At 62.7% G+C, this 20,510-nt stretch carries 19 protein-coding genes; 7 read left to right on the top strand and 12 right to left on the bottom strand.

Features of this window, described 5'->3' with window-relative positions; genetic code table 11:
- The first annotated feature begins 24 nt into the window (after nucleotides 1–24).
- Nucleotides 25–1,341, top strand: a complete 1,317-nt coding sequence (locus ACUXVH_RS10290) for a DUF6687 family protein (RefSeq protein ID WP_065364071.1) — start codon at nucleotides 25–27, stop codon at nucleotides 1,339–1,341.
- A gap of 33 nt (nucleotides 1,342–1,374) precedes the next feature.
- On the opposite strand, the gene ACUXVH_RS10295 is transcribed toward ACUXVH_RS10290, so the two are convergent.
- Both ACUXVH_RS10295 and ACUXVH_RS10300 read right to left on the bottom strand, forming a co-directional pair.
- The gene (locus ACUXVH_RS10295) at nucleotides 1,375–4,647 is read right to left on the bottom strand and encodes a carboxyl transferase domain-containing protein (protein ID WP_445494704.1); all 3,273 of its coding nucleotides are present in this window, start codon (nucleotides 4,645–4,647) and stop codon (nucleotides 1,375–1,377) included.
- Nucleotides 4,648–4,678: 31 nt separating this feature from the next.
- Complete coding sequence (locus ACUXVH_RS10300) at nucleotides 4,679–6,370, bottom strand: AMP-binding protein (protein ID WP_445494706.1); 1,692 nt, start codon at nucleotides 6,368–6,370, stop codon at nucleotides 4,679–4,681.
- 162 nt (nucleotides 6,371–6,532) lie between these two features.
- On the opposite strand from ACUXVH_RS10300, the gene ACUXVH_RS10305 reads away from it, so the two are divergent.
- Entirely contained in the window at nucleotides 6,533–7,450 is a 918-nt protein-coding gene (locus ACUXVH_RS10305; protein ID WP_011061315.1) for a LysR family transcriptional regulator, read from the top strand.
- Between the two features lie 71 nt (nucleotides 7,451–7,521).
- Entirely contained in the window at nucleotides 7,522–8,145 is a 624-nt protein-coding gene (locus tag ACUXVH_RS10310) for a class I SAM-dependent methyltransferase (protein ID WP_445494709.1), read from the top strand.
- A gap of 41 nt (nucleotides 8,146–8,186) precedes the next feature.
- Here the strand turns inward: ACUXVH_RS10310 and ACUXVH_RS10315 are convergent, their stop codons facing one another.
- The 5 genes from ACUXVH_RS10315 to ACUXVH_RS10335 all read right to left on the bottom strand — a co-directional run bounded on the left by ACUXVH_RS10315 (nucleotide 8,187) and on the right by ACUXVH_RS10335 (nucleotide 11,508).
- Nucleotides 8,187–8,666, bottom strand: a complete 480-nt coding sequence (locus tag ACUXVH_RS10315) for a copper chaperone PCu(A)C (RefSeq protein ID WP_011061313.1) — start codon at nucleotides 8,664–8,666, stop codon at nucleotides 8,187–8,189.
- Nucleotides 8,666–9,271, bottom strand: coding sequence for an SCO family protein (locus ACUXVH_RS10320; RefSeq protein ID WP_011061312.1), 606 nt, complete (start codon nucleotides 9,269–9,271; stop codon nucleotides 8,666–8,668). Before ACUXVH_RS10320 ends, ACUXVH_RS10315 begins: the two co-directional genes overlap by 1 nt.
- Before the next feature lie 135 nt (nucleotides 9,272–9,406).
- Nucleotides 9,407–9,823 (bottom strand): NUDIX hydrolase, encoded by a 417-nt coding sequence (locus tag ACUXVH_RS10325; RefSeq protein ID WP_011061311.1) that lies wholly within the window; start codon nucleotides 9,821–9,823, stop codon nucleotides 9,407–9,409.
- 158 nt (nucleotides 9,824–9,981) lie between these two features.
- Nucleotides 9,982–10,617 (bottom strand): LysE family translocator, encoded by a 636-nt coding sequence (locus tag ACUXVH_RS10330; protein ID WP_204840248.1) that lies wholly within the window; start codon nucleotides 10,615–10,617, stop codon nucleotides 9,982–9,984.
- A gap of 84 nt (nucleotides 10,618–10,701) precedes the next feature.
- Nucleotides 10,702–11,508: an AraC family transcriptional regulator gene (locus tag ACUXVH_RS10335; protein ID WP_445494712.1), complete on the bottom strand. Its 807-nt coding sequence runs from the start codon at nucleotides 11,506–11,508 to the stop codon at nucleotides 10,702–10,704.
- A gap of 329 nt (nucleotides 11,509–11,837) precedes the next feature.
- Here ACUXVH_RS10335 and praB point away from each other — a divergent pair, with 329 nt between their 5' ends.
- Nucleotides 11,838–12,335 (top strand): alkane oxidation protein activator PraB, encoded by a 498-nt coding sequence (gene praB / locus ACUXVH_RS10340; RefSeq protein WP_103290198.1) that lies wholly within the window; start codon nucleotides 11,838–11,840, stop codon nucleotides 12,333–12,335.
- A gap of 80 nt (nucleotides 12,336–12,415) precedes the next feature.
- Here praB and ACUXVH_RS10345 read toward each other — a convergent pair whose 3' ends face one another.
- Complete coding sequence (locus ACUXVH_RS10345; RefSeq protein WP_445494714.1) at nucleotides 12,416–13,498, bottom strand: linear amide C-N hydrolase; 1,083 nt, start codon at nucleotides 13,496–13,498, stop codon at nucleotides 12,416–12,418.
- Nucleotides 13,499–13,676: 178 nt separating this feature from the next.
- Here ACUXVH_RS10345 and ACUXVH_RS10350 point away from each other — a divergent pair, with 178 nt between their 5' ends.
- Complete coding sequence (locus tag ACUXVH_RS10350) at nucleotides 13,677–14,510, top strand: enoyl-CoA hydratase/isomerase family protein (RefSeq protein ID WP_015635615.1); 834 nt, start codon at nucleotides 13,677–13,679, stop codon at nucleotides 14,508–14,510.
- A 48-nt stretch (nucleotides 14,511–14,558) separates the two neighbouring features.
- Here the strand turns inward: ACUXVH_RS10350 and ACUXVH_RS10355 are convergent, their stop codons facing one another.
- Nucleotides 14,559–15,158, bottom strand: a complete 600-nt coding sequence (locus ACUXVH_RS10355) for an MliC family protein (RefSeq protein WP_011061305.1) — start codon at nucleotides 15,156–15,158, stop codon at nucleotides 14,559–14,561.
- Between the two features lie 242 nt (nucleotides 15,159–15,400).
- Between ACUXVH_RS10355 and ACUXVH_RS10360 the strand changes: the two genes are divergently transcribed.
- Nucleotides 15,401–15,976, top strand: coding sequence for a hypothetical protein (locus ACUXVH_RS10360; RefSeq protein ID WP_123397366.1), 576 nt, complete (start codon nucleotides 15,401–15,403; stop codon nucleotides 15,974–15,976).
- 617 nt (nucleotides 15,977–16,593) lie between these two features.
- Here the strand turns inward: ACUXVH_RS10360 and ACUXVH_RS10365 are convergent.
- Nucleotides 16,594–17,694 carry a polyamine ABC transporter substrate-binding protein gene (locus ACUXVH_RS10365; RefSeq protein WP_445494718.1) on the bottom strand — a complete coding sequence of 367 codons (1,101 nt, stop codon included), beginning with the start codon at nucleotides 17,692–17,694 and terminating at the stop codon, nucleotides 16,594–16,596.
- A gap of 78 nt (nucleotides 17,695–17,772) precedes the next feature.
- Nucleotides 17,773–18,588: a carbon-nitrogen hydrolase family protein gene (locus ACUXVH_RS10370; protein WP_445494720.1), complete on the bottom strand. Its 816-nt coding sequence runs from the start codon at nucleotides 18,586–18,588 to the stop codon at nucleotides 17,773–17,775.
- Between the two features lie 128 nt (nucleotides 18,589–18,716).
- Between ACUXVH_RS10370 and ACUXVH_RS10375 the strand changes: the two genes are divergently transcribed.
- Nucleotides 18,717–19,511 carry a response regulator transcription factor gene (locus ACUXVH_RS10375; protein WP_445494721.1) on the top strand — a complete coding sequence of 265 codons (795 nt, stop codon included), beginning with the start codon at nucleotides 18,717–18,719 and terminating at the stop codon, nucleotides 19,509–19,511.
- A gap of 12 nt (nucleotides 19,512–19,523) precedes the next feature.
- On the opposite strand, the gene ACUXVH_RS10380 is transcribed toward ACUXVH_RS10375, so the two are convergent.
- Complete coding sequence (locus tag ACUXVH_RS10380; protein WP_445494723.1) at nucleotides 19,524–20,378, bottom strand: class I SAM-dependent methyltransferase; 855 nt, start codon at nucleotides 20,376–20,378, stop codon at nucleotides 19,524–19,526.
- Between the last annotated feature and the right edge of the window lie 132 nt (nucleotides 20,379–20,510).

The raw sequence follows: 20,510 nt of genomic DNA on the forward strand, positions 1-20,510 counted from the left end.
TCATTGACCTGTAAGGAAACCACGATGAACAGCCTTGCCACTGATGTGCCGCAACCGGCCTTGATCCTCGATCCGGGGCTGGCCCCGCACTTGCACCACCTGCAGCTCAGGCAGTTGGGAGGAAGGGTGATCGGCATTGCCGACAACCGCTTCACTGACTTGCTCAGCGTTGTCGGCGGGCCCGGCTGCGCGGTGCGCAACGGCAACCCCTGGGACCTGCGCCGGGAGAATATCTGCCAGCTCGGCTATCGCCTGGGCGGGCAGGGCGAATTGACCCGTGCAACCGCGTCTGCACCGGCGGCGCCCCCAGGGCCGGTGGCAACGCCGGCCCCGCCCCTGGAGCTGGATTTGCCAGCCCTGCGCCTGGGCCGGCAAAGCCGCTATGGCTTCCTGCCCCTGGGCCAGAGCACACACCGCGAGAACATTTCCCTGGATTCCATCGATACCCCGGCGACCCTGCTGACCCTGTCCCATTGGCCGGCGAACAAGACGCCTGTCGAGCACAAGGCCAATCTCTCCACCACCAGTGCCCTGGGCTTTCTCCAGCAGGGGTTGACGGTGGACCGGGCGCAGGTGATCACCAGCGATCATTTCGATCTCGACGGGCTGGCCTCGGTGTATGCCTTCCTGGCGCCGGAGCATGCCCTGGGGCACCGCCAGTTGCTGATCGATATTGCCCGCCTCGGTGATTTCTCCCGGGGCACTTCGGCCCAGGCCCTGCACTGCGCCTTTGCCCTGCATGCCCTGGCGGCCCGGGTGCGCGTCGACCCACAGGCCAGCAACGACCGGCAATTGCTGACACGCTTCGCCGCGCTGCTGCCGCAGATGGCCGATGTACTCGACAACACCCGGCGCTATGCGCCCCTGTATGCTCCGGCCATGCTCGCGCTGCAACGCAGCGAGGCGCTGCTGGCCGATCCGGGCACGGTGATCGAGGAGTACCCGGACATTGATCTGGCGGTGTTTGTCCTGCCCGAGCAGGGCTGGGACGGTTTGGGCGAGTATTGCGGCCTGTCGCCGGTGGCGGTGCACAACCGCAGCCGTTGCGGGGTGCTGGCCATGGTCCGTCAGGGGCGGGTGGAGATTCGCCAGCGCTACGAGAGCTGGGTCGAGCGCATCAGCGGCATTGCCCGGCCCCGGCGCGACCTGGCGATCTTCGCCCGGGCCCTGCAGGAAGCCGAACGCACCCCGGGGCAATGGCACTACGACGGCGTGCAGGAAATCATGCCGGCCCTGAGGTTTGTCGCCAGCCGGCCCAGCAGCCACGCCAGCAGCACCCTGCTGGCCGAACTGCGCCAGTTCCTCGAACAAGCCCCTGTCGCCTGGGATGCCAACGCCTGAGCTGCGGCCCGCTCCTACGATGGAGGGGCAGGGCTACCAGGTATCGACAAAACCCTGGGCGCGCTCGGCCCAGGGCACCGGGCGCGGTGCGGCCTGCAGGCCACGCAGCAGCCACGCTCGGCTTTCCAGGGGGTCGATCACCGCGTCGATCTCCAGGTAGCTGGCCATGTTCAGCGCCTTGCCCCGGGCGTAGGCCTTGGCCACCAGTTTGTCGAACAGCGCCTGTTGCGACTGCGGGTCGGGCTGGGCCGCCAGTTCCTTGGAGAAGCCCAGGCGCACCGCACCTTCCAGGCCCATGGCGCCGAACTCGGCGCTGGGCCAGGCTACGGTGAACAACGGGCTGTGAAAACTGCCCGCCGCCATGGCCTGCGCGCCCAGGCCATAGCCCTTGCGCAGCACCAGGGTGAAGAACGGCACCGTGAGGCTGGCGGCACTGACAAACATCCGTGACACATGGCGCACCGTGGCCTGCTGCTCCGATTCCGGCCCTACCATGAACCCCGGGGTGTCGCACAGGGACACCAGCGGCAGGCCGAAGGCTTCGCACAGGCGCATGAAACGTGCGGCCTTGTCCCCGGCCGCGGCGTCGATGGCGCCGCCCAGCACCGCCGGATTGTTGGCCAGCAGGCCAAAGGCCCGGCCTTCGACGCGGATCAGCGCGGTAATCAGCCCCGGGGCGAATTGCCGGCGCAACTCCAGCACGCTGTCGCGGTCGGCCAGGGTCTCGATGACCCGGCGGATGTCGTAGACCCGCAGGCGGTTTTCCGGAATCAAATGCCGCAGCTCACGCTGGTCGGCGCAGTGCCAGTCCTTGAGCGGCCCCTGGAAATAGCTCAGGTACTGCTTGGCCACCTGCACGGCCTCGGCTTCGTCGGCCACCAGCACGTCGATCACTCCGTTGGGGCCTTGTACCGACACCGGGCCCACCTGTTCCGGGGTGAAGCTGCCCAGGCCGCCGCCTTCGATCATCGCCGGGCCGGCCATGCCGATGCTGGCGTTCCGGGTGGCGATGATCAGGTTGCAGCAGCCGAGCAGGGCGGCATTGCCGGCGAAGCAGCGCCCCGAGGCGATGCCCACCGTGGGCACCCAGCCGGACAGCCGGGCCATGGCGGCGAAGGTATGGCAATCCAGGCCGGCGACCCCGACAAAGTCGCTGTCGCCGGGCCGGCCACCGCCGCCTTCGGCAAACAGCACCACCGGCAGCCGCCACTCCTGGGCCAGGCTCAGCAGGCGGTCGGTCTTCTTGTGGTTCATCACCCCCTGGGTGCCGGCGAACACCGTGTAGTCGTAGGCCAGGGCCAGGCAACGGGCGTCCTGGCCGTCGAACAGCCCGGCATTCACCGTACCTATGCCTCCCACCAGCCCATCCGCCGGGCTCAGGGCCTGCAACTCCTCGACGCTGCGCCGACGCCTTTGGGCGGCCAGGGCCATGGCGCCGTACTCCATGAAACTGCCCGGGTCCAGCAGGTGCTCGAGGTTCTCCCGGGCGGTGCGCTGGCCGTTGCGGCGACGCTTGGCCACCGCCTCCGGACGCTGGGCATCCTCCAGCAAGGCATGGCGTTCGCGGACTTCGGCCAGGTCGGCGCGAATCAGTGCCAGGTCCAGTTGCTCTTCGCTGCGCTGGCCCTGGTCGGCAAACTCCGCCGGCTCCAGAAACAGCAGGGGCTGGCCTTCGCCCAGTGCCTCGCCAACCTGGACGGCCAAGGCCCGGACGATACCGCTGCTCTGCGCCTTGACCTCGAACTCCATCTTCATCGCTTCCAGCACCGCAACCCGCTGGCCAATCCGTAACTCATCACCCACGGCCACTTCCAGGCTCACCAGCACCCCGGTGCTCGGGGCGTTCAGCGCCGCCGTGCCCGGGGGCGCCTGGACTTCGCTGCGAGTGCTCTGCGCAGTGGCGGCCTGCCGGGCAAAGAACATCGGCCGGTGTTGCCCGGCGCAATCTTGCAGCAACTGGGCCCAATGGGCTTCGACGAACCTGGTGTCCACCTGATAGTCCAGCACCGCCGGCTGGCGCAACAGGTTCAACAACAGCCCCAGGTTGCTCGGCACGCCCTCCAGGCGAAACTCGCAAAGCCCACGATAGGCCCGGCCCAGGGCCGCGGGAAAATCCGTACCCTGGGCGATCAGCTTGGCCAGCAACGAGTCATAGCCGGGGTTCACCGGGTAACCGGCATAGCCGTAGCCGTCGACCCGCAGCCCGGGCCCGCTGGGGGCTTCATAGGCACTGAGGGTGCCGGCCACCGGCCCCATGCCGCCATCGGCCAGGGGCTGTTCCAGGTTGATCCGCGCCTGCACGGCAAAGCCTTGGGGCTCTGGTGGCCGGCTCAGGCCCAGGCTGGCCAGGGAGGCGCCCGCGCCAAGGCGCAGTTGGGTGTGCAGCAGGTCGACGCCGGTGATGGCCTCGGTCACCGTGTGCTCCACCTGGATCCTTGGGTTGGCCTCCATGAAATAGAAGCGCCCCGGGTGTTCCTGGTCGAGAAGGAATTCGAAGGTACCAATGCCCTGGTAACGCACTCGCGCGGCCAGGGCCAGGGCGGCGTCGATCAACTGCTGGCGCAACGGCGGGGCAAGGTCCGGGCTGGGGGCGATTTCCACCAGCTTCTGGTGCCGGCGCTGCAGGCTGCAATCGCGCTCCCACAAGTGGCTGACCGCGCCGCTGCCGTCTCCCAACACCTGGATCTCGATGTGCCGCGCCCGCTGCAGCAGTTGTTCGACATACAGCGCGCCATTGCCGAAGGCCGCCTGGGCTTCGGATTGGCAACGGATGAACGCCTGCTGCAGTTGCCCAGCCTCGGTGACCGCGCGCATGCCCCGGCCACCGCCACCGGCCAGGGCCTTGAGCATCACCGCGCCATGGCGTTCGAGAAAGGCTGCGGCCTGTTCCAGGCTGACTGCTCGGTTGATGCCCTCCAGCAAGGGCACCCCACAATCTTCGGCCAGGGCACGAGCCGCGGCCTTGTCGCCAAACAGTTGCAGCACCTCGGGGCCGGGGCCGATCAGGGTCAGCCCGGCTTCCAGGCAGCCCCGGGCAAAGTCGGGGTTTTCCGCGAGAAAGCCGTAGCCCGGGTGAATCGCCTGGCAGCCCTGTTGCAGGGCCAGGGCGATCAGTTGCTGGCGGTCGAGGTAGGCCGCCACCCCGCGGCCCTTGAGGGGCAGGGCCAGATCGGCCTTGCGCGTGTGCAGGCTGGCGGCGTCGTCCTCGGCAAATACCGCGACGCTGCGAACGCCCAGGTCGGCGCAGGCCCGGGCGATACGGATGGCGATCTCGCCGCGATTGGCGATCAACAGACTCTGGAACATGGCAATTCTCGCAATGCTGAAAAGGAAGGGCTCAGAGCTGTTGTTCCAGCTCGTTCTTCTTGACCTTGCCGGTGGCGGTCATGGGCAGGCTGGCCACCAGGCGGATCTGCGGCACCTTGTAGGCGGCCATCACCTCCTGGCACCAGGCTGCCAGGGCATGCGGGTCTTGGGGCGCATCGGGCTTGAGCACAACGAAGGCCACCGGCTGCTGGCCCCGACGTTCATCGGCGCGGCCGATCACTGCGCTGGCCAGCACCTGCGGGTGCTGGCCGAACAGCGCCTCCAGCTCGCTGGGAAACACGCTCATGCCATTGACCTTGAGCATTTCCTTGCGCCGGCCCAGGTAGCGGATAAACCCTTGTCCGGTGATCTGCCCCAGGTCACCGGTGTGCAGCCAGCCGTCGCGCAGGGCCGCCGCGGACGCCTCCGGGCGCTGCCAGTAACCCTGCAGCAGGGAAGGGCTGCGCACGCACAACTCGCCCTCGGAGCCCAGGGGCAGCAGGGCGCCGCTGTCGAAGTCGCAGACCTTGAACTCGGTGCCCGGCACCGGCAGGCCGACGAAGGTTGGCGCGCTTTTGAGGTCGAAGTCGTCGGTCTGCAGGCCGGCGGTAAAGGTGTCGCAGGTGTGGGTTTCGGTCATGCCGAAGCTGAACTCGAACAGGGTGCAGCCGGTTTGCGCGCGCCAGCGCTGGCGATAGTCCGGGGTGAGCTTCTTGACGAAGGAGATGCAGCCGGTGGCCTTCAGGGAGCTCAGGTCGTAGTCGGCGACGCTTGGGTGCTCCAGCACTTCGGCGGCGCTGTCCACCAGCAGCCCGCAATGGCTGACCCGGTAGTGCGCCACCGCCGCCATGAAACCCAGGGCGTCCCAGCGCGCCAGCAGCACCAGGCGGCAGCCGGCGTAGATGGGAAACAGCAGGCCGGCGTTTTCCCCGGCGATCCAGAACTCGGGAAGGAAATTGAGCAGCACGCTGTCCTGCCTCAGGCCCAAGGCCACCGGCACGAAGCTGGCGCAGGTGTAGAGCATGTCGCCGTGGCTATGAATGCAGCCCTTGGGCATGCCGGTGGTGCCACCGGTGTAGTTCAGTGCGGCCATATCGCCCAGGGCAGGACGGTGGGCCGGGGTGGCGGCGCGACAGGCCTCCAGGGCGGGGAAAAAGTCGATCACCCCCGGGGCCGGGCGCTTGGGCGCCCGCAGCAGGTCCGGCAGGGGAATGCTCGGGGTGGCCGGGCACAACTCGCTGAGGCTGGTGGCCAGGATCGCGCTCAACTCGCAGGCGTCGCTGACCGCCTGCACCACATCCAGCAGTTGGTCGAAGCACAGGATCACCCGGGCGCCGCTGTCCTTGAGCTGATACTCCAGCTCCAGGGTGCGCGCCAGGGGGCTGACCGGCGCGTACACGGCGCCGCACTTGAGAATGCCCCAGAAGCCGATATGCAATTGCGGGCAGTTGGGCAGGTACACCGCCACCCGGTCCCCGGGGCCGATTCCCAGCTCGCCGAGCAAGGCGGCGCACCGGTCGGACAGCCGGTCCAGCTCGGCAAAGCTCAACTGATAGCCATAGAAGTCCAGGGCCACGGCACTGGCTTGCGACTGCGCCCAGGCCCGCAGGTATTCGGTAAGGGGCTGCTGGCCCAGGGGGTACTGCGGGGTACGCGGCGCGCCTTCGGGCCAGGCGGCCTGCTGCAGGGCGTGAAGGTGCTGCTGATAGGCCGCAAGGTCCATGGTGCCTCCTGAATTGTTGTTATCGGCACGGCCATCTTAGGCAGCGCCCGGGGCACCACAGAACCGACGGTTATTCATCGAGATTCATGAATGCGCTACATGGTTCTGCCGGCGCCGGCCCGCTGCTAGCCTGCTGCGGGTCGAGACTGCGAGGGCACAACCATGAACTCACCGCATGAATGGTCAGGGCTGAGCCGCCTGGACCTGAACCTGTTCCGGGTCTTCGAGGTGGTGTACCAGGAGCGCAACCTGACCCGCGCCGCCTCGGTGCTGCACCTCAGCCAGTCGGCCATCAGCCACGCCCTGGCGCGCCTGCGCGCCCAGCTGGACGATCCGCTGTTCGTCCGCGAAGGCTATGGCGTGGCCCCCACGCCGCTGGCCAAGCAACTGGCCCCGGGGATCCAGGACGCCCTCAGCGGTCTGCGCCGCAGCCTCAACCCGGCCCAGGCCTTCGACCCGTTGCGGGACCGCCGGCGTTTCACCCTGAACATGCCGGAGCAACTGGAGCCGGTGATCCTGCCCTTGATCCTGGCGCACCTGAACCGTGTTGCCCCGCACCTGGAAGTGCGCAGCACCAGCGTGCACTGGGCCGACCTGAAGCTGGAGATGATTGCCGGGCGTATTGACCTGGCCATCGAACTGTCGCGGCTCACCGACCCGCAACTGCAACAGCAACTGCTGCTGCAGGATTCCTTCTGCGTGATGGCCGGCCCCGGCTTCAGCGGCGAACTGACGGTGGAACGCTACCTGGCGGCCGAGCATGTGGCGGTGACCTCCAGGCGCCGAGGCATCTGCGTCGAAGACCTGGCCCTGGGGCACCTGGGGGTGGTACGGCGCATCCGCCAGCACTGCCAGCACTTTCTCACCGCCGCGCAACTGGTGGCCCAGGGCGATGGCCTGCTGACCCTGACCCGCAACAATGCGCAGTTGATCAACGCCGGGCTGGGCAACCGGATTCTCGACATGCCCCTGACCCTGCCCGAGGTCTGCCTCAACCTGTACTGGAGCAAGCAAGTGCAGAACGAGTCGGCCAACCGCTGGCTGCGCGGGCAGTTGCTGGAGCTGGCAGGGCGCAGTTGAACGGCTTGATGCCCGGCCCAAGCGCCGTTGTGCTGTAATTTGCGGCCACACACGCACACGGAAACCTGTGGATGCACGAGTCCGCCCGTCATATCGTCGATCTGTACCAGCGTCATGCTCGGGCCTGGGACCAGCGTCGCAGGGCCAACCCCGAGGCCTTCGAGGGAGAGCAGGCATGGCTGGAGCGCTTTCGCCGGGTCATGGGGCAGGGCGGCCAGGTGCTGGACCTGGGTTGCGGAGGTGGCGAGCCGATTGCGCGCAACCTGGTCGAACACCAATGTGCAGTCACCGGCGTCGACAGCTCTGCCACCTTGCTGGACCAGTGCCGCCAGCGCTTTGCCGGGCAGCAATGGATCCACGCTGACATGCGCAGCCTCGCCCTGGACCAGGATTTTGCCGGCATCCTTGCCTGGAACAGCCTGTTCCACCTGAGCCCGGACGATCAGCGCGCCATGTTCGCCGTTTTCGAACGCCACGCCGGCCCGGGCTGCGCCCTGATGTTCACCAGCGGCCACGAGGCAGGGGAGGCCATCGGCGAATTCGAGGGCGAAGCCCTGTACCACGCCAGCCTCTCCCCGGGGGAATACTGCACCTTGCTCGACACCCATGGTTTCGAGGTGGTGCAGCACATCAGCGAAGACCCGGACTGCTGCGGGTTCACCGTTTGGCTGGCGCGGGCGATTGACTGGGGATGAAAAAAAACCGGCCCAAGGGCCGGTTTTTCTTCACGGTGCTGTCAGTGCTTCATCATGCTGTGGTCCGGCGCATTCAGCGCTCGGGCTTGGGCTTCGACCTTGATGGTCTCCTTCTCGCCCTTGGCGTTTTCCACGGTCAGGGTCAGGGGCACCTTGTCGCCGGCCTTGATCTGGCCGGTAAGCTCCATGAGCATCACGTGGTAGCCGTGGGTGTCCAGGCTGACTTTCTGTCCGGCCGGCAGGGCCACGGCGTCCACTTGCTGCATGCTCATCACGTCGTTGTGCATGCTCGACTGGTGGATCTGCACGTTCTTGGCCACTGGCGATTGCACCTCAACCAGCTTGCTGTCGCTGCTGGCGGTGAGGTCCATGAAGGCGCCGCTGGCGTGCTGGCCGGCTACGGTGGCGCGGACCCAGGCGTTGTCCACTTGGGTCGCGGCGCTGGCGGTGCCGCCCAGGCCCAGCAGGGAAACCAGCAGCAGGGCAGCTTTGAGACGGGATGGGCGCTGTAGGGAATGCATTAACAAACCTCCATGACGGTGAGCAGGTCTTCCGCGCACTCTTGGGCGGTAAGGGACTGGGAAAGCCCCAGGCGCAAGGTGCCCCGGGAGTCGAAGACGAAACTGGTGGCGGTGTGGGACAGGGTGTAGGTCGAGCCGCTGGGGATCTTTTCGTAGAACACGCCGAATTCCTTGGCGGTGGCAGCGGTCTGCTCCAGGGTGCCGTACAGCGCCTCGAAGCTGGGATCGAAGGACTTGACGTAGGCGTCCAGCACTTCGGGGGTGTCGCGCTCCGGGTCCAGGGTGATGAACACCACTTGCAGGCGGTCGCCATCACGGCCCATCAGCTTCTTGGCCTGGGCCGCGCGGGCCAGGGTGGTGGGGCACACGGCCGGGCACTGGGTGAAGCCGAAGAAAATCATCGGCATCAGGCCGCGGTAGCTGGACAGCGACTTGGTTTCGCCCTGGGAATCGGTGAGTTTGAAGGTGCGGCCAAGAATCTGATTGCTCAGGTCCTTGCCGTATTTGAAGGACAGTCGGGGACTGTTGTCGCAACCGGCGAGCAGGCCCAGGCCGAGCACTCCGGCGCTGGTGAGCAGGGTGCGGCGAGTCAGCAGAACACTCATGAAATAACGCCCTTTGAACAGCCAGACAGGCAAAAACCCGCGCATGGTAACAAACAGACGAAAGCGGCGGCGGGCTAATTAGACCAATGCCTGCGGCCATCGGTCGCAGGTCGGGAAGGGCCGGGGCGTGGCTGCTCAGCTTTCCAGGGCGGCCATCTGCACCAGGGCGCGCACGGCGCTGCGGGTGGCCTGGGTCAGGGGTTGGGGCAGGCGGTCGAGCTCGAACCAGGCCACATCGCTGTGCTTGTGCGGCTCGCAATTGCGCGCCGGCATGGCCGGGGCCGAGGCCAGGTACACCGGTGATACCCAGTGCTCCTGGCGCTGCGGGTCGATCTGGTCGACCACGCACAACAGGCTCACGCCTTGCAGGGTCAGCCCCAGTTCTTCGTGGATTTCCCGGCGCATGGCCTGTTCCACCGGTTCCAGCCAGTCGACCTTGCCTCCGGGCAGGCCCCAGCAACCGGCTTCCGGGTCGCGCAGGCGCTTGACCAGCAGCAGCTGGCCGTCCCGGACAATCGCGACACCGCACCCCAGGCGTGGTTGTTGTTGCATGGCAGGTCCTCCTTGCACTGTTTCGGCGGGGCAGATACCGGGCAATGCCCGGCAGGCCCGTTCACCGTTGCGACAATATCGGCAGCGGCGCTTTCGGCAGATTATTGCTTTGTTGTTTATTTGTAATGACAGTTGGAAGTCACTGCCCGGGGCGTGGATCAGTGACGCCACACAGTGGCGCCGATCACCAGCAGCGCCAGCAGGATCAGCACCACCCCGGTGCCCCGTTCCAGCCAGGGCAGGGCCCGGGCAAAGCGCTCGCGCACCCGGCGGTTGCCAATGGCCAGGGCCACCAGCACGTCCCACAACAGCACGGCGCTGAACATCCACAAGCCATAGACCAGCTTCCAGCCGGCACTGGTCTGGGCCCCCACCAGGGACGCCAGGCTGACATAGAACAGAGCGTTCTTGGGGTTGAGGATGCCAGAGAGAAAGCCCATGCCCAGGCCACGCCACCAGGTGGCCCGGCCCAGCGGCCGGGCTTCGCCGTTGCCGTCTACCGCGGCCAGTGAACTGGCGCCGGCATGGCGGATAAACAGCCAGCCCATATAAAGCAGGTAGCCGCACCCGGCCAACTGGATCGCCAGGAACAGCGGGCTGCCTGCCCGAAACACCGAGACCCCGGCAAACGCCAGGACGATAAAGGCACCATTGGCCAGGGCGATGCCCAGGCAGGCGCCGGTGGCCGATCGCCACCCCGCGGCCATGGACATGCGTGCTACCAGGAAGAAATCCGGGCCGGGGGAGAGCAGGGCGAGAAAGTGCGCGGCGGCGACCAGCAGGAACTGTTGAATCATGGGTAGAGCCTTCCAGTGACGTGAAAGCCTGGAAGTCTGCGGCGCCGAGAGAGCCGGGGTATTGAAGAAAATTGCGCGGCCTCAGGCCTTGTACAGGCCCGGGGTTACGCCGACATGAGCCTTGAACACTCGCTGAAAATGCGCCTGATCGGCAAAGCCCAGGCGCTGGGCCAGGGCTGCCGATGCTTCCCCGGCCTGCAGCGAAGCGCGGGCCTGGATGATCCGCTGGTTCAACTGGTAGGCATGGGGCGTCATCCCGGTGGCCGCGCGAAAGGCGCGGATCAACTGGTAGCGGCTGATTCCCGCCAGTTCCGCCAAGTGCTCCAGAGGCCCGGCCTGCTGCGGATCACACTGGAGGAAATCCACGACCCGGCGCACACCTGCGCTGGCCCGGGCCGGATCGGCCGCCAGGGCAATCACCGGTTGCTCCCGGGTGGCCAAGCCACCGATGAACTCGATCAGCGCGGCCTCCTTGTGCTGCCAGCTGGCGCTGGAAAACAACAACTGGTTGAGCCGGCAAAAAGCCTGGTAGAGGCCACTGTCGTGGCTCGGCACGACCTGGGAAAGCGCCGCCCCATGCTGCTGCGCTTCTTCGCGCACAGCGTCCACCCAGCGCGGGTCCAGGTGCAGCATCTGGTAACTCCAGGCGCTGTCGGGCAGGGGATTGCAGGCATGGGCGCAATCGGCCGGGACAAATACCACGCTGCCAGCCTGGATCCGGGTCGGGCCCTGGGCGCCGCCGCTGAACACACTGACACCCCGGTCCACGGCACCGATGGACACCGTCGGATGGCTGTGGGCCTTGTAGTTGGTGCGGCTGTCACAGGCCCGGCGGCTTTCGACGTAGGGCAGGTTCGGGTCGCGCCAGAATTGGGCGGTGGAGGACATGGTGCGGTTCCGCGAAGAGCTGTAGAGACCGCGGCGACGCGGTGGGCGGGTTAGCCTAACAGGCCCCCCGGCAGGCTTGCCACAGGGTTGAAGGCCGATGGGGAGCCTTGACCGATCGGAGATTGCCAGCTATTTGATTCAAAAAAATATTTCAATGCTGTTTTTGAATTTCGCCCAGGGTGGAGGACTTTCCTTGGCGCCTTGGCCGCTCCCGTGAAATGCAACCGACCTGAAGCTTGGCTGGAAAGGGACGTCCTGCCGTTTTCATGACCTCTCGATCATGGCCATTACCCCGGCGAAACACTTCGCCCTATGCGTGAGGAACAACAATGAAAAGCTTGAATAGCCTGATGATCGCAAGTGCGCTTGTCATAGGGTTGTGCTCCACGACCCTGGTGGCCGCTGCACCACACTTTTCACCCCAGGGCCCGTTCTACGGCAACAATGGCACCCTCTCGATAAAACTGCCGTCGTCGTTTCAGGCACAGGTCACCTGTGGCATCAGCCTGAGCGGTTCGATCAACACTCAGGATGAAGCCAAGATCCACAGTGTGTTCATCAGCGGTGGCGGAATCTGCAAGTCCTTGCAGGCAAAGAATCTGCCCTGGATCTTGAAACCGGAAAACGTGTTTTCCTTGAAGCTGGAGGGCGTCAGCTTTGTCGTCTCCAATTTCGTACCTGCCAGCAATTGCGGGGCCAATGACATATTCGTGACCTGGAACGGTCCCTTTCAAAAGTTGAGTGCCTTCAACCAGGCCCTCACTGGCAATTGCACACTGGCCGCACTGGATATCACCCTCCAGCCGCCACTGACCCTGGTCCCGTAGCCCCCTCGCGATACCCCAAGCTCCCGGGCCTTGTGGCCTCGGGCGCTCGGGGCACATTGCCTCGGCAGCGTAGAACCCCCTCAGGCACCTTGAAACTTGAAGGCGGGGGTGACCTTGAAGTCGCCGGAGACTTCGCCGGAATAGGTGGTGGACTGGTCCTTGCCCAAGTCGAGCTTCTTCACCTGGCCCGTAGTGCTTGCGAAGTCGATCTTCTTCAGGTCGACCCAAAAGGTATTGGGGGTCAGTGCCGACTCGAAAAAGTACAGCTTGCGTTGATGGTCCACTACAGTGCGCCAGCGAGTGGAGGAAATATTCGGTTCACCAGGGGTGGAGATGCCGTAAGGCACAGAGACGTTTCTGATCACGCTGAATACGCTGGCCAGGGAGACCTGCGGGCTCTCGTCCTTGGGAATAGCGTTGACATAGAAGGAGGCTCGGGCGAAGCGATCCGCGGCGCGGTTGGTGCCCGGCAACATGACGGTACCGCCAATGGATTTCCAGTAGGCATTGAGGGCCAGCTGTTCATCAAAGGTCGGGGAATTGGTCATGACCTGGAATTCCCGGCCATGGTGAATCACCGGCTTGCCCTTGATGTACTCGATGATCGCGCTGTCCCCCGTGGCGTCGGAAATCGACAGGTGCAGGGTCGCCAGGCGCGTGTCCCCGGGGACATTGGCCGTCACCAGGGTAAAGGGCTCTTTCTTCAGCGCGTCCACGGCTTCCGCCACGGTGGCGTAGTTGTCCAGCACATACTGGGCCCAGGCGGCGATGCTGAGGCCCGGCTTGCCGTTGTCGGGCACCGGGTACTGGGACTCCACCAACCACAGCAGGTTGGTCACCAGGCCTGCCTGGTTGACGCCGTCGGTAGTCGCGATGTCATAGCCCGAGGCAATCACACTGCCGTAGCGCGAGGTCCACTTGATCGAGTTGGCTCCCACCTCACCATTGCGCTGCATGCCCTGCGGGAAGATCCACAGATGGGTCGCCACGTCGGTTTTCCAGTCCATGGAACGGGCGGTGATCACGCTCTGGTTGCTTCCCAGGTAGGTCAGCCGGGTGCAGGCCTGGGCGAGGGGCAGGGACAGGATGATACTGCTGAGGGCCAGGACTAAGGCCCTAGGCACGGCTTTCCTGGGCAGTGGCAATACCGTCATTACCTTCATGGTGCTGATTCCTGTTTTATTCGGCCGAGACGGCGCGGGTCTCTGAACTCATACCAGTCTTTTTCCTTGTCAAGAAAGCCCGGAGTGACCTGAAAATCGCCATAGCCTCACTTTTAGCACTGCCTATACTGGATTGCGCAGCCGTTTCACCGCAGGACACACATAAACAGGAGCGTTTATGACTTTCAGCGAAATAGCCTATGAGCAGTCCGGGCCTGTGGTGATCATCCGCTTCAATCGTCCCGAGCAGCGCAACTGCATCGGCCCGGTCACCCACCGCGAGCTGATCGAGGCCTGGACGCGCTTTCGCGAGGATGACAACGCCCTGGTGGCAATCATTACCGGCACCGGCGACCGAGCCTTCTGCGCCGGCGGCGATCTCAAGGCGGCCGCGCAACTGGTGCCCAGCAGCGCCGAGGAAATGGCAGCCCACGACCGTGGCGAACGCCCGGGCATCATCGGCCCCAGCCGCTGGACCGAGATCTACAAGCCGATCATTGCCGCGGTCAACGGCGTGGCCTATGCCGGTGGCCTGGAGTGGGCCTGTTTTGCCGACATCCGCATCGCTGAAGAACACGCCTCGTTCGGCGTTACCTGCCGGCGCTGGAATATCGGCCTGGCGGATGGCGGCACCCAGCGCCTGCCACGGATCATCGGCATGGGCCGGGCCATGGAACTGATTCTCACGGGCAAGGTGATCGACGCCCAGGAGGCGTACCGCATCGGCCTGGTCAACGAAATAGTGCCCAGTGGGCGCTCCCTGAAACGGGCACTGGAGCTGGCCCATGTCCTGGCCGGCCTGCCGCAACCGGCGATGCGTTCGGACAAGGAAGCGGCCGTGCGCGGCTATGGCTTGCCATTGGCGGAGGGCTTGAAGATCGAAGCGCAGTGCTTCAACCGCTCGATCCATCAACCGGAAACCCAGGAAGGGTTGCGGCGGTTCATCGAGCGCGATCATCCGGATCGGGCCAGCCAGCAGTCGCCCGGTACGCCGGGTATTGTCAGGAACTAACCTCCAGGGCGTGGCGGCCTGCACCCGATGCGGTGCAGACGGCAGGGCTCAGCCTGCTTTCTTGCAGATCATCTCTTCAGCCCCATGGCCCCAAGTGACAGCAGCCTCGCCCTGATGCTCCCAGAAGCTCTCGTTCTGCCCTAGGTAACGTGAGCCGCTGGCAGAGCTGGCCTCCAGCATCAGCGATTGCCGACCTTTATATAAGGCGGTGAGGGAGGGCGGTTCGGTCTGGAAGAAGGTGACACTGATACGGCCATTGCTCGCGCAATCGAACATGACCGGAGCGGAGGAGGTGACCAGCCCATAATCCGTCTGCAGTTCGACGATGCGCCGACGATAGCTATCAGCCACGCAGGCTTGCTGATCATCGATCTTCCAGCACTCGTCGCGGCCCTTGATCCAGCCACGCTGTTCGGCCTTGAGCACATTGCCGCGCTTGCCGGCATTCTTCAGGGCGTCGCGATAAATAGTGGCCAACTTGCGGTCCAGTGCCGCGAGACCAGGGTTCTGGCAGATCAGTGCGGTTATCGACCCGGTCATCTTCTCACTGCAGTTGAATGAAGGACCTTGTTCGGCCGTTGCCAGAGAAGTGGCCAGCAGGGCCGATAAAGCGACACTGCTCACCATTGTTCGAAGGGGAAAGGTCATGGGTAACTCCTGATATCCAATATAACTAAACTAAATATTCATTTAGTTTAGTTATTTATAAGCGTCATATTGTAAGGGCAGGGTAGCTCATCCCGCGAGCCATATCTCGACACCCGGCAGCACTCAGCAAGACCCGCGGCGACGTGTATTTGATAAAGGGCAGATCGAAGCTATCCTCACCAGGGGCAGCAATATCGATTATTTAAACTGCATATTGAACAACTAGGCAGGAGCCAAGAAACATGACAGGGGAAGATCTGGTCAGGGCAATAGAAAACAATGCAACGCTCATGGGGCTGAAGGATTGTCCTTCCGTGCCCATTCAAATGAGCTGCGCTGTCTACGGGAAGGTGCAAAATGATGTTGGAAACGATGTCATTACAAATAACGGAAGCATGAAATACCAAATCGATCAGGCTCTTTTATTTCGCGGCCTGCACTCGGAGACAGCTGTTTGGCACTTTAGTACGGGACCAGTGGTTCATCATTTTGTCGTGATCCCTTGGTACAGGCAGTCAGCCCCTCAAGGAACCGTGTATACGGTGTTTATGGCCTACGAAGGAAAGTACCTGCTGGTTAATTATGTAAAACATAACAGCCCGGCCCCTGGTGAGATTAAAGGCTACAAGACAGCCTGGACGGAAAACGATTTGAGAACCATGCTCTCTGACTTGCTCACCAAGAGTAATGCCTGGGAAGAATACTTCGGCAATGTCGGACCGGCCCAGGCGAATATAATCCACTACTACAAATACAAAACAACAACGCTAGACTCTGCAGTTTCCAACGTGAATCGATACAGAGAGCTCTGTCGGTAGATTTCTTGGCCGTCCCGGCAATTACCCAAAGCCCACCTTCAATAGTTCGATATATAGGTGGGCCACAGTCAGCAACCACCTGAGTTTAAAATTCTCCCGCTCGAACTTTGACAGGCGTTACGAATTTCGAAAGACACACACCACGTGTTCATCCGCAGTCGGAATCCGCGGGAGTCACGCAGCTGGAAATTTTTCGGCCCAGGCCGGTGAAGTCCTGGGTTGGCTACAAGGAGCAAAGGAATCAGGATTCGTTTGTCCAGGATGTCATTGCGAAGGCCCAGACGCGAGCAACAGCAAAGTGATCGAAGCCTGGCTTCAGAAGCTGTTCCTGAAGGTAGGAAGCGTTGCAGTTGAGCCTGGGTAATTCTTGGGTAACGTGACCCACATGAGCACATCGTCTATACGCATAATGTATATTATGTTAAATTATGTGTCCTGCACAAACATCGACACCTCCACCACACGAGCCTGAATGTTCAGTAGGCATTGCTCGAGTTTTGCAACCTCAAGCGGACGCAAGTGAATCTGGAATCTACCCATTCACACCCCCGGGCGCCAAGCTAACCCGAAGGTGTCTCCGTTTACCGGACCTCTCGTGAGTCGCCGCTATTAAGCGCTCAGGTTCCGCTTTTCACTTTGCTCCACATCCGCGTACGCACGCGTTCGAGGTTCAGCGGCAGAGTTTTCAGCGGGAACAGCGTATCCATCACCTCTTTGGGCGGGTAAAGGGATGGCGTATCACGCAACTGCGCGTCGACATGAGCTGTGGCGTCTTTGTTGCCGTTGGGATAGCCGACGTAGTTAGAACTCTTTGCGATCACTTCGGGGCGCATCATGTAATTGATGAAGCTATAACCCTGTTTCGTGTGGGGCGCGTCCTTGAGCAGCACGATGTTTTCCATCCATATCGGCGCACCCTCGCGCGGGATGCTATAGGCCAGCTTTACGCCATTGTTGGCGCTGTCGGCCGAAAGCTTGGCGCTGTAGACCGAGCCTCCCCAACCTATCACCGCGCAGATGTCGCCGTTAGCCAGGTCGGAGGTAAATTTCGATGAATCGAAATAGCGTATGTAGGGGCGAATGCTCAGTATCAGTGCCTCGGCCTTGCGATAGTCAGCCGCGTTCTCGCTGTTGGGAGGCAACCCCAGGTAATGCAGCGCAATGGGGATGATCTCCACAGGGGCGTCGAGCATTGCTACGCCGCACTCACTGAGTTTGGCGATGTTCTCTTGTTTGAAAATCAGGTCCCAGGAATTCACGGGAGCATTGGGCCCCAGCAGTTCGCCAACCTTGGCGACGTTGTAGCCGATACCTGTGGTTCCCCACATGTAGGGCACGGCGTAGCGGTTGCCTGGATCGTTGACCTGTAACTTGGCCAGCACCTGCGCGTCCAGGTGTGACCAGTTATCAAGCTGCGCACGATCCAGCTCCTGGATAACACCCGCCTTGACGAAGTTGGGCAATAAGTCGTCTGGCACAATTACCACGTCATATCCACTGCGGCCGGCCATCAGCTTGCTTTGCATGACCTCTGCGTTGTCGAAGACATCTAGGGTCATTTGGGTTCCCGTAGCCTCCTGAAAGGCCTTGGGGGTTTGCGGCGCAATGAAATCGGACCAGTTATACAGGTTCAGGACAGGCGTTTCGGCCATGGCAGAATGGATGCTCATACCTAGCATAGAAGCCAGACCGAAGTTGAGTAGACGCGAGAATGGCATGGGATCTCCTGACTGATCGACTCCCTTGGCGGGGAACGCAGTCGTCGTGTTTTTTTGTTATGAATTTGCGGGCTGCTATCAGGGGATCAGCAGTTCCCGACGCCCATCCGGGTGTTCGATACGCTGGCCCGGCAATTGGAAGCGCTGGTCTTTGCTGTAGTCGTAAATGGTGCGAGCTTCCGAAAGTTGGGCCATGTCCAGGTCGATCACATGGCGACACTCGTGGCGACCGGCTTCAAGAAGCATGTGCCCAGAGGGCGCTACCACAGCGCTACCGCCAGCGAAAACGGTGCCATCAGCCGCCTCCCCCACTCGGTTTACGACGGCGAAAAATGCCTGGTTCTCCTGAGCCCTGGCAGTAATGCTGGTCCGGTGGACATAGCCGTAGGGTTCCATATTGCCGTCGGTGACCAAAACGAGTTCGGCCCCCAGCGCCGCCAAAGCACGCGCAGTTTCCGGGAACTCTGTGTCATAGCAAATCAGCAGGCCGATACATATGCCGCGCCATCGAAGAGTAGTGTAACGATCCCCCGGCAGGACCAACCCGGGTTCGGACACCCATAAGTGCGTCTTGCGGTATTTGAACAAGATGCCTTCGGGCGCAACGAACACCGTGGTGTTGTAGAAACAACCGCCCTCTTCCTCTATCAAGCCTACAACCACCGCTACATCACGGTCCCGTACGGCTTGCTGGATGGCACGCACGCTGGCGCCATCCAGCGATTCGGCAAACTTGTCAATGTTCTCCGGCCCCAAGAAGCCGGTTAGATATGCCTCAGGGAAAACCAGTATGTCGGTGCCAAGCGCGCACTGGGTAATGGCGTCCAGGATGCGCCTGAGGTTGTATGTGGTGTCGCCGTCGCGCCCTGCTAGTTGAAGAAGTTCAAGTTGCATGATCAGACCTTGTTGTCGAGCTGAGTGTTGGACTGGATCAGTTGGCTTTCGCCAAAGATCGATGCAAGTATCTACTTCCACGGTGAAGTTCCTATCCCACCGAGTGATTACCCCCAGGGAGTACTTGCATGACACCAACGCTCCAGGACATGGCCTGGCACCGTAGCGCCGGCCAGTTGATCGAACAGCTGGATAAGCCGAGCTTTTGGCGGGGTTTGGCACGGCTGATCGGCGACTATGTACAACTCGACACGTGGGCCGTGTTACTGTTCAGCGATGGACGTCCGTTCGCCTTCGCCGAAAGCCCCTATCAAGGGGAAGGGCCGGACCCGCTCTTCAATGATTACATCCAGGGTCTTTACCTTCTGGACCCCTTTTTCATCGCTGATCGTGAATATCGCAGCAGCGGCTTGGTGCGGCTGGCCGAGGTGGCACCGGAGCGCTTCAAGGAGACGGAGTATTACGAGCGGTACTTCACTCGCTATGTGGAGCAGGACGAAGTGCAGTACAACGTGCAATTGGACGAGTCGCGCAGTCTGTGTCTTTCGCTGGGCAGCCGACAGTGTTTCAGCCCTTCACAGATTTCCCTGTTGGAGATGATCCGCCCCTGGGTAAGCGGGCTGATGCGTCAGCGCATGTTCTTCGAAGGCATGCTGCCGGCTGATAACATGTCACGCGAGACACCGCGCTGGCAGGATGATTTGGAGCAGGCCATGGAGCGCCTCGGCACACCCTTGACTGCCCGCGAGCTGGACGTCATCCGACTGATCCTCAGTGGCTGCTCCAACAAGGAGGTGGCGGGAAAACTGAACATCTCAGCGGAAACGGTGAAAGTCCACCGCCGGCACATTTACGCCAAACTAGACGTCAAATCGCCACAGGAGTTGTTCTCTCTCTTTCTCAAGGCCCAGAGATCCGGGTGACCTCGCCGGCACCTATACCCGTGCGATCATCAGTTGTTCGAAGAGCGGTGCCCGAAGGCCGTCCGTGCGCCCGGCCAAGTAGCGCTGCTCCAACTCGGCCGGAGCGACCAGCAATGCTTCGGCAAATCCCAGCTCCAGCAACCACTGCTGCAGTTGCCCGGGTTCGAAACAGCTGATCCAGGGTTCGCCGCGTGCGGCTACCAGGCTGGAAAAGACCTGCATCGCCTCCTGGTCGAGGCCATCGAGCCCAGGATTCGAAATGATGAAACTCATCACCAGGCCACTACCAGCCGGGAGCGACAGCACGTCTTCCAGAGTGCGCTGGATCGCCGCGCGCTCCAGGTACTGGGTGACGCCGAGCCAGGACAGGAAGGTCGGTACTTGGGGATCGAAACCGACGGCTGCCAGGCCCTTGCGCAGGGACATGCGCTCGAAATCCATAGCACAGAAACTGAGGTTGTGCGGAATTCCGATGCGCGCCGCGTGCAAATAATCGCGCTTGCATGCCTGGGAGTCTGGATGGTCGACCTCGATCAGGCGTATGCCTTGGGCCCAGTCGGGCTGGCGATAAGCGAAGGTGTCCAGCCCCGCTCCGAGCATCAGGTACTGCTCCGCTCCAGCTGCCACTGCTCGACGCAGTTCATCTTCAGCCAAGCGATTGCGCATGACGAACATGGCCCGGGCCAGACACTGGATCGGCCCTTGGAATTCCTCGGCCCGGGCCTGGATCTGCGTCGCACTGGAGCCCTCGACCAGACCGACCACTACCGGGTCTTCGATCACCTTGGGAGGCTGGTCCAGTACTTGATGGGCGGCCCGAGCGATGGAGGTGTAGATCGCGGTCCAGCTGGCCGTTGCGTTCTGCATGGCGATTTCCTCTTGACCGACAGCTCATTCCGACAAGCATTCATGTCCTGATCGTTGTACCTAGCAAATTCCCTTTCGCCGTCCATACAACCCTCCTTGGGTATACCCGCATTAATTGTTTTTTGTCTTTCT

Source organism: Pseudomonas sp. 8(2025) (assembly GCF_052665325.1).

Bases quoted from the DNA above. Each gene is read 5' to 3' on its own strand.
- ACUXVH_RS10290 (WP_065364071.1), top strand. From the start codon at position 25: ATGAACAGCCTTGCCACTGATGTGCCGCAACCGGCCTTGATCCTCGAT.
- ACUXVH_RS10295 (WP_445494704.1), bottom strand. From the start codon at position 4,647: ATGTTCCAGAGTCTGTTGATCGCCAATCGCGGCGAGATCGCCATCCGT.
- ACUXVH_RS10300 (WP_445494706.1), bottom strand. From the start codon at position 6,370: ATGGACCTTGCGGCCTATCAGCAGCACCTTCACGCCCTGCAGCAGGCC.
- ACUXVH_RS10305 (WP_011061315.1), top strand. From the start codon at position 6,533: ATGAACTCACCGCATGAATGGTCAGGGCTGAGCCGCCTGGACCTGAAC.
- ACUXVH_RS10310 (WP_445494709.1), top strand. From the start codon at position 7,522: ATGCACGAGTCCGCCCGTCATATCGTCGATCTGTACCAGCGTCATGCT.
- ACUXVH_RS10315 (WP_011061313.1), bottom strand. From the start codon at position 8,666: ATGCATTCCCTACAGCGCCCATCCCGTCTCAAAGCTGCCCTGCTGCTG.
- ACUXVH_RS10320 (WP_011061312.1), bottom strand. From the start codon at position 9,271: ATGAGTGTTCTGCTGACTCGCCGCACCCTGCTCACCAGCGCCGGAGTG.
- ACUXVH_RS10325 (WP_011061311.1), bottom strand. From the start codon at position 9,823: ATGCAACAACAACCACGCCTGGGGTGCGGTGTCGCGATTGTCCGGGAC.
- ACUXVH_RS10335 (WP_445494712.1), bottom strand. From the start codon at position 11,508: ATGTCCTCCACCGCCCAATTCTGGCGCGACCCGAACCTGCCCTACGTC.
- praB (WP_103290198.1), top strand. From the start codon at position 11,838: ATGAAAAGCTTGAATAGCCTGATGATCGCAAGTGCGCTTGTCATAGGG.
- ACUXVH_RS10345 (WP_445494714.1), bottom strand. From the start codon at position 13,498: ATGAAGGTAATGACGGTATTGCCACTGCCCAGGAAAGCCGTGCCTAGG.
- ACUXVH_RS10350 (WP_015635615.1), top strand. From the start codon at position 13,677: ATGACTTTCAGCGAAATAGCCTATGAGCAGTCCGGGCCTGTGGTGATC.
- ACUXVH_RS10355 (WP_011061305.1), bottom strand. From the start codon at position 15,158: ATGACCTTTCCCCTTCGAACAATGGTGAGCAGTGTCGCTTTATCGGCC.
- ACUXVH_RS10360 (WP_123397366.1), top strand. From the start codon at position 15,401: ATGACAGGGGAAGATCTGGTCAGGGCAATAGAAAACAATGCAACGCTC.
- ACUXVH_RS10365 (WP_445494718.1), bottom strand. From the start codon at position 17,694: ATGCCATTCTCGCGTCTACTCAACTTCGGTCTGGCTTCTATGCTAGGT.
- ACUXVH_RS10370 (WP_445494720.1), bottom strand. From the start codon at position 18,588: ATGCAACTTGAACTTCTTCAACTAGCAGGGCGCGACGGCGACACCACA.
- ACUXVH_RS10375 (WP_445494721.1), top strand. From the start codon at position 18,717: ATGACACCAACGCTCCAGGACATGGCCTGGCACCGTAGCGCCGGCCAG.
- ACUXVH_RS10380 (WP_445494723.1), bottom strand. From the start codon at position 20,378: ATGCAGAACGCAACGGCCAGCTGGACCGCGATCTACACCTCCATCGCT.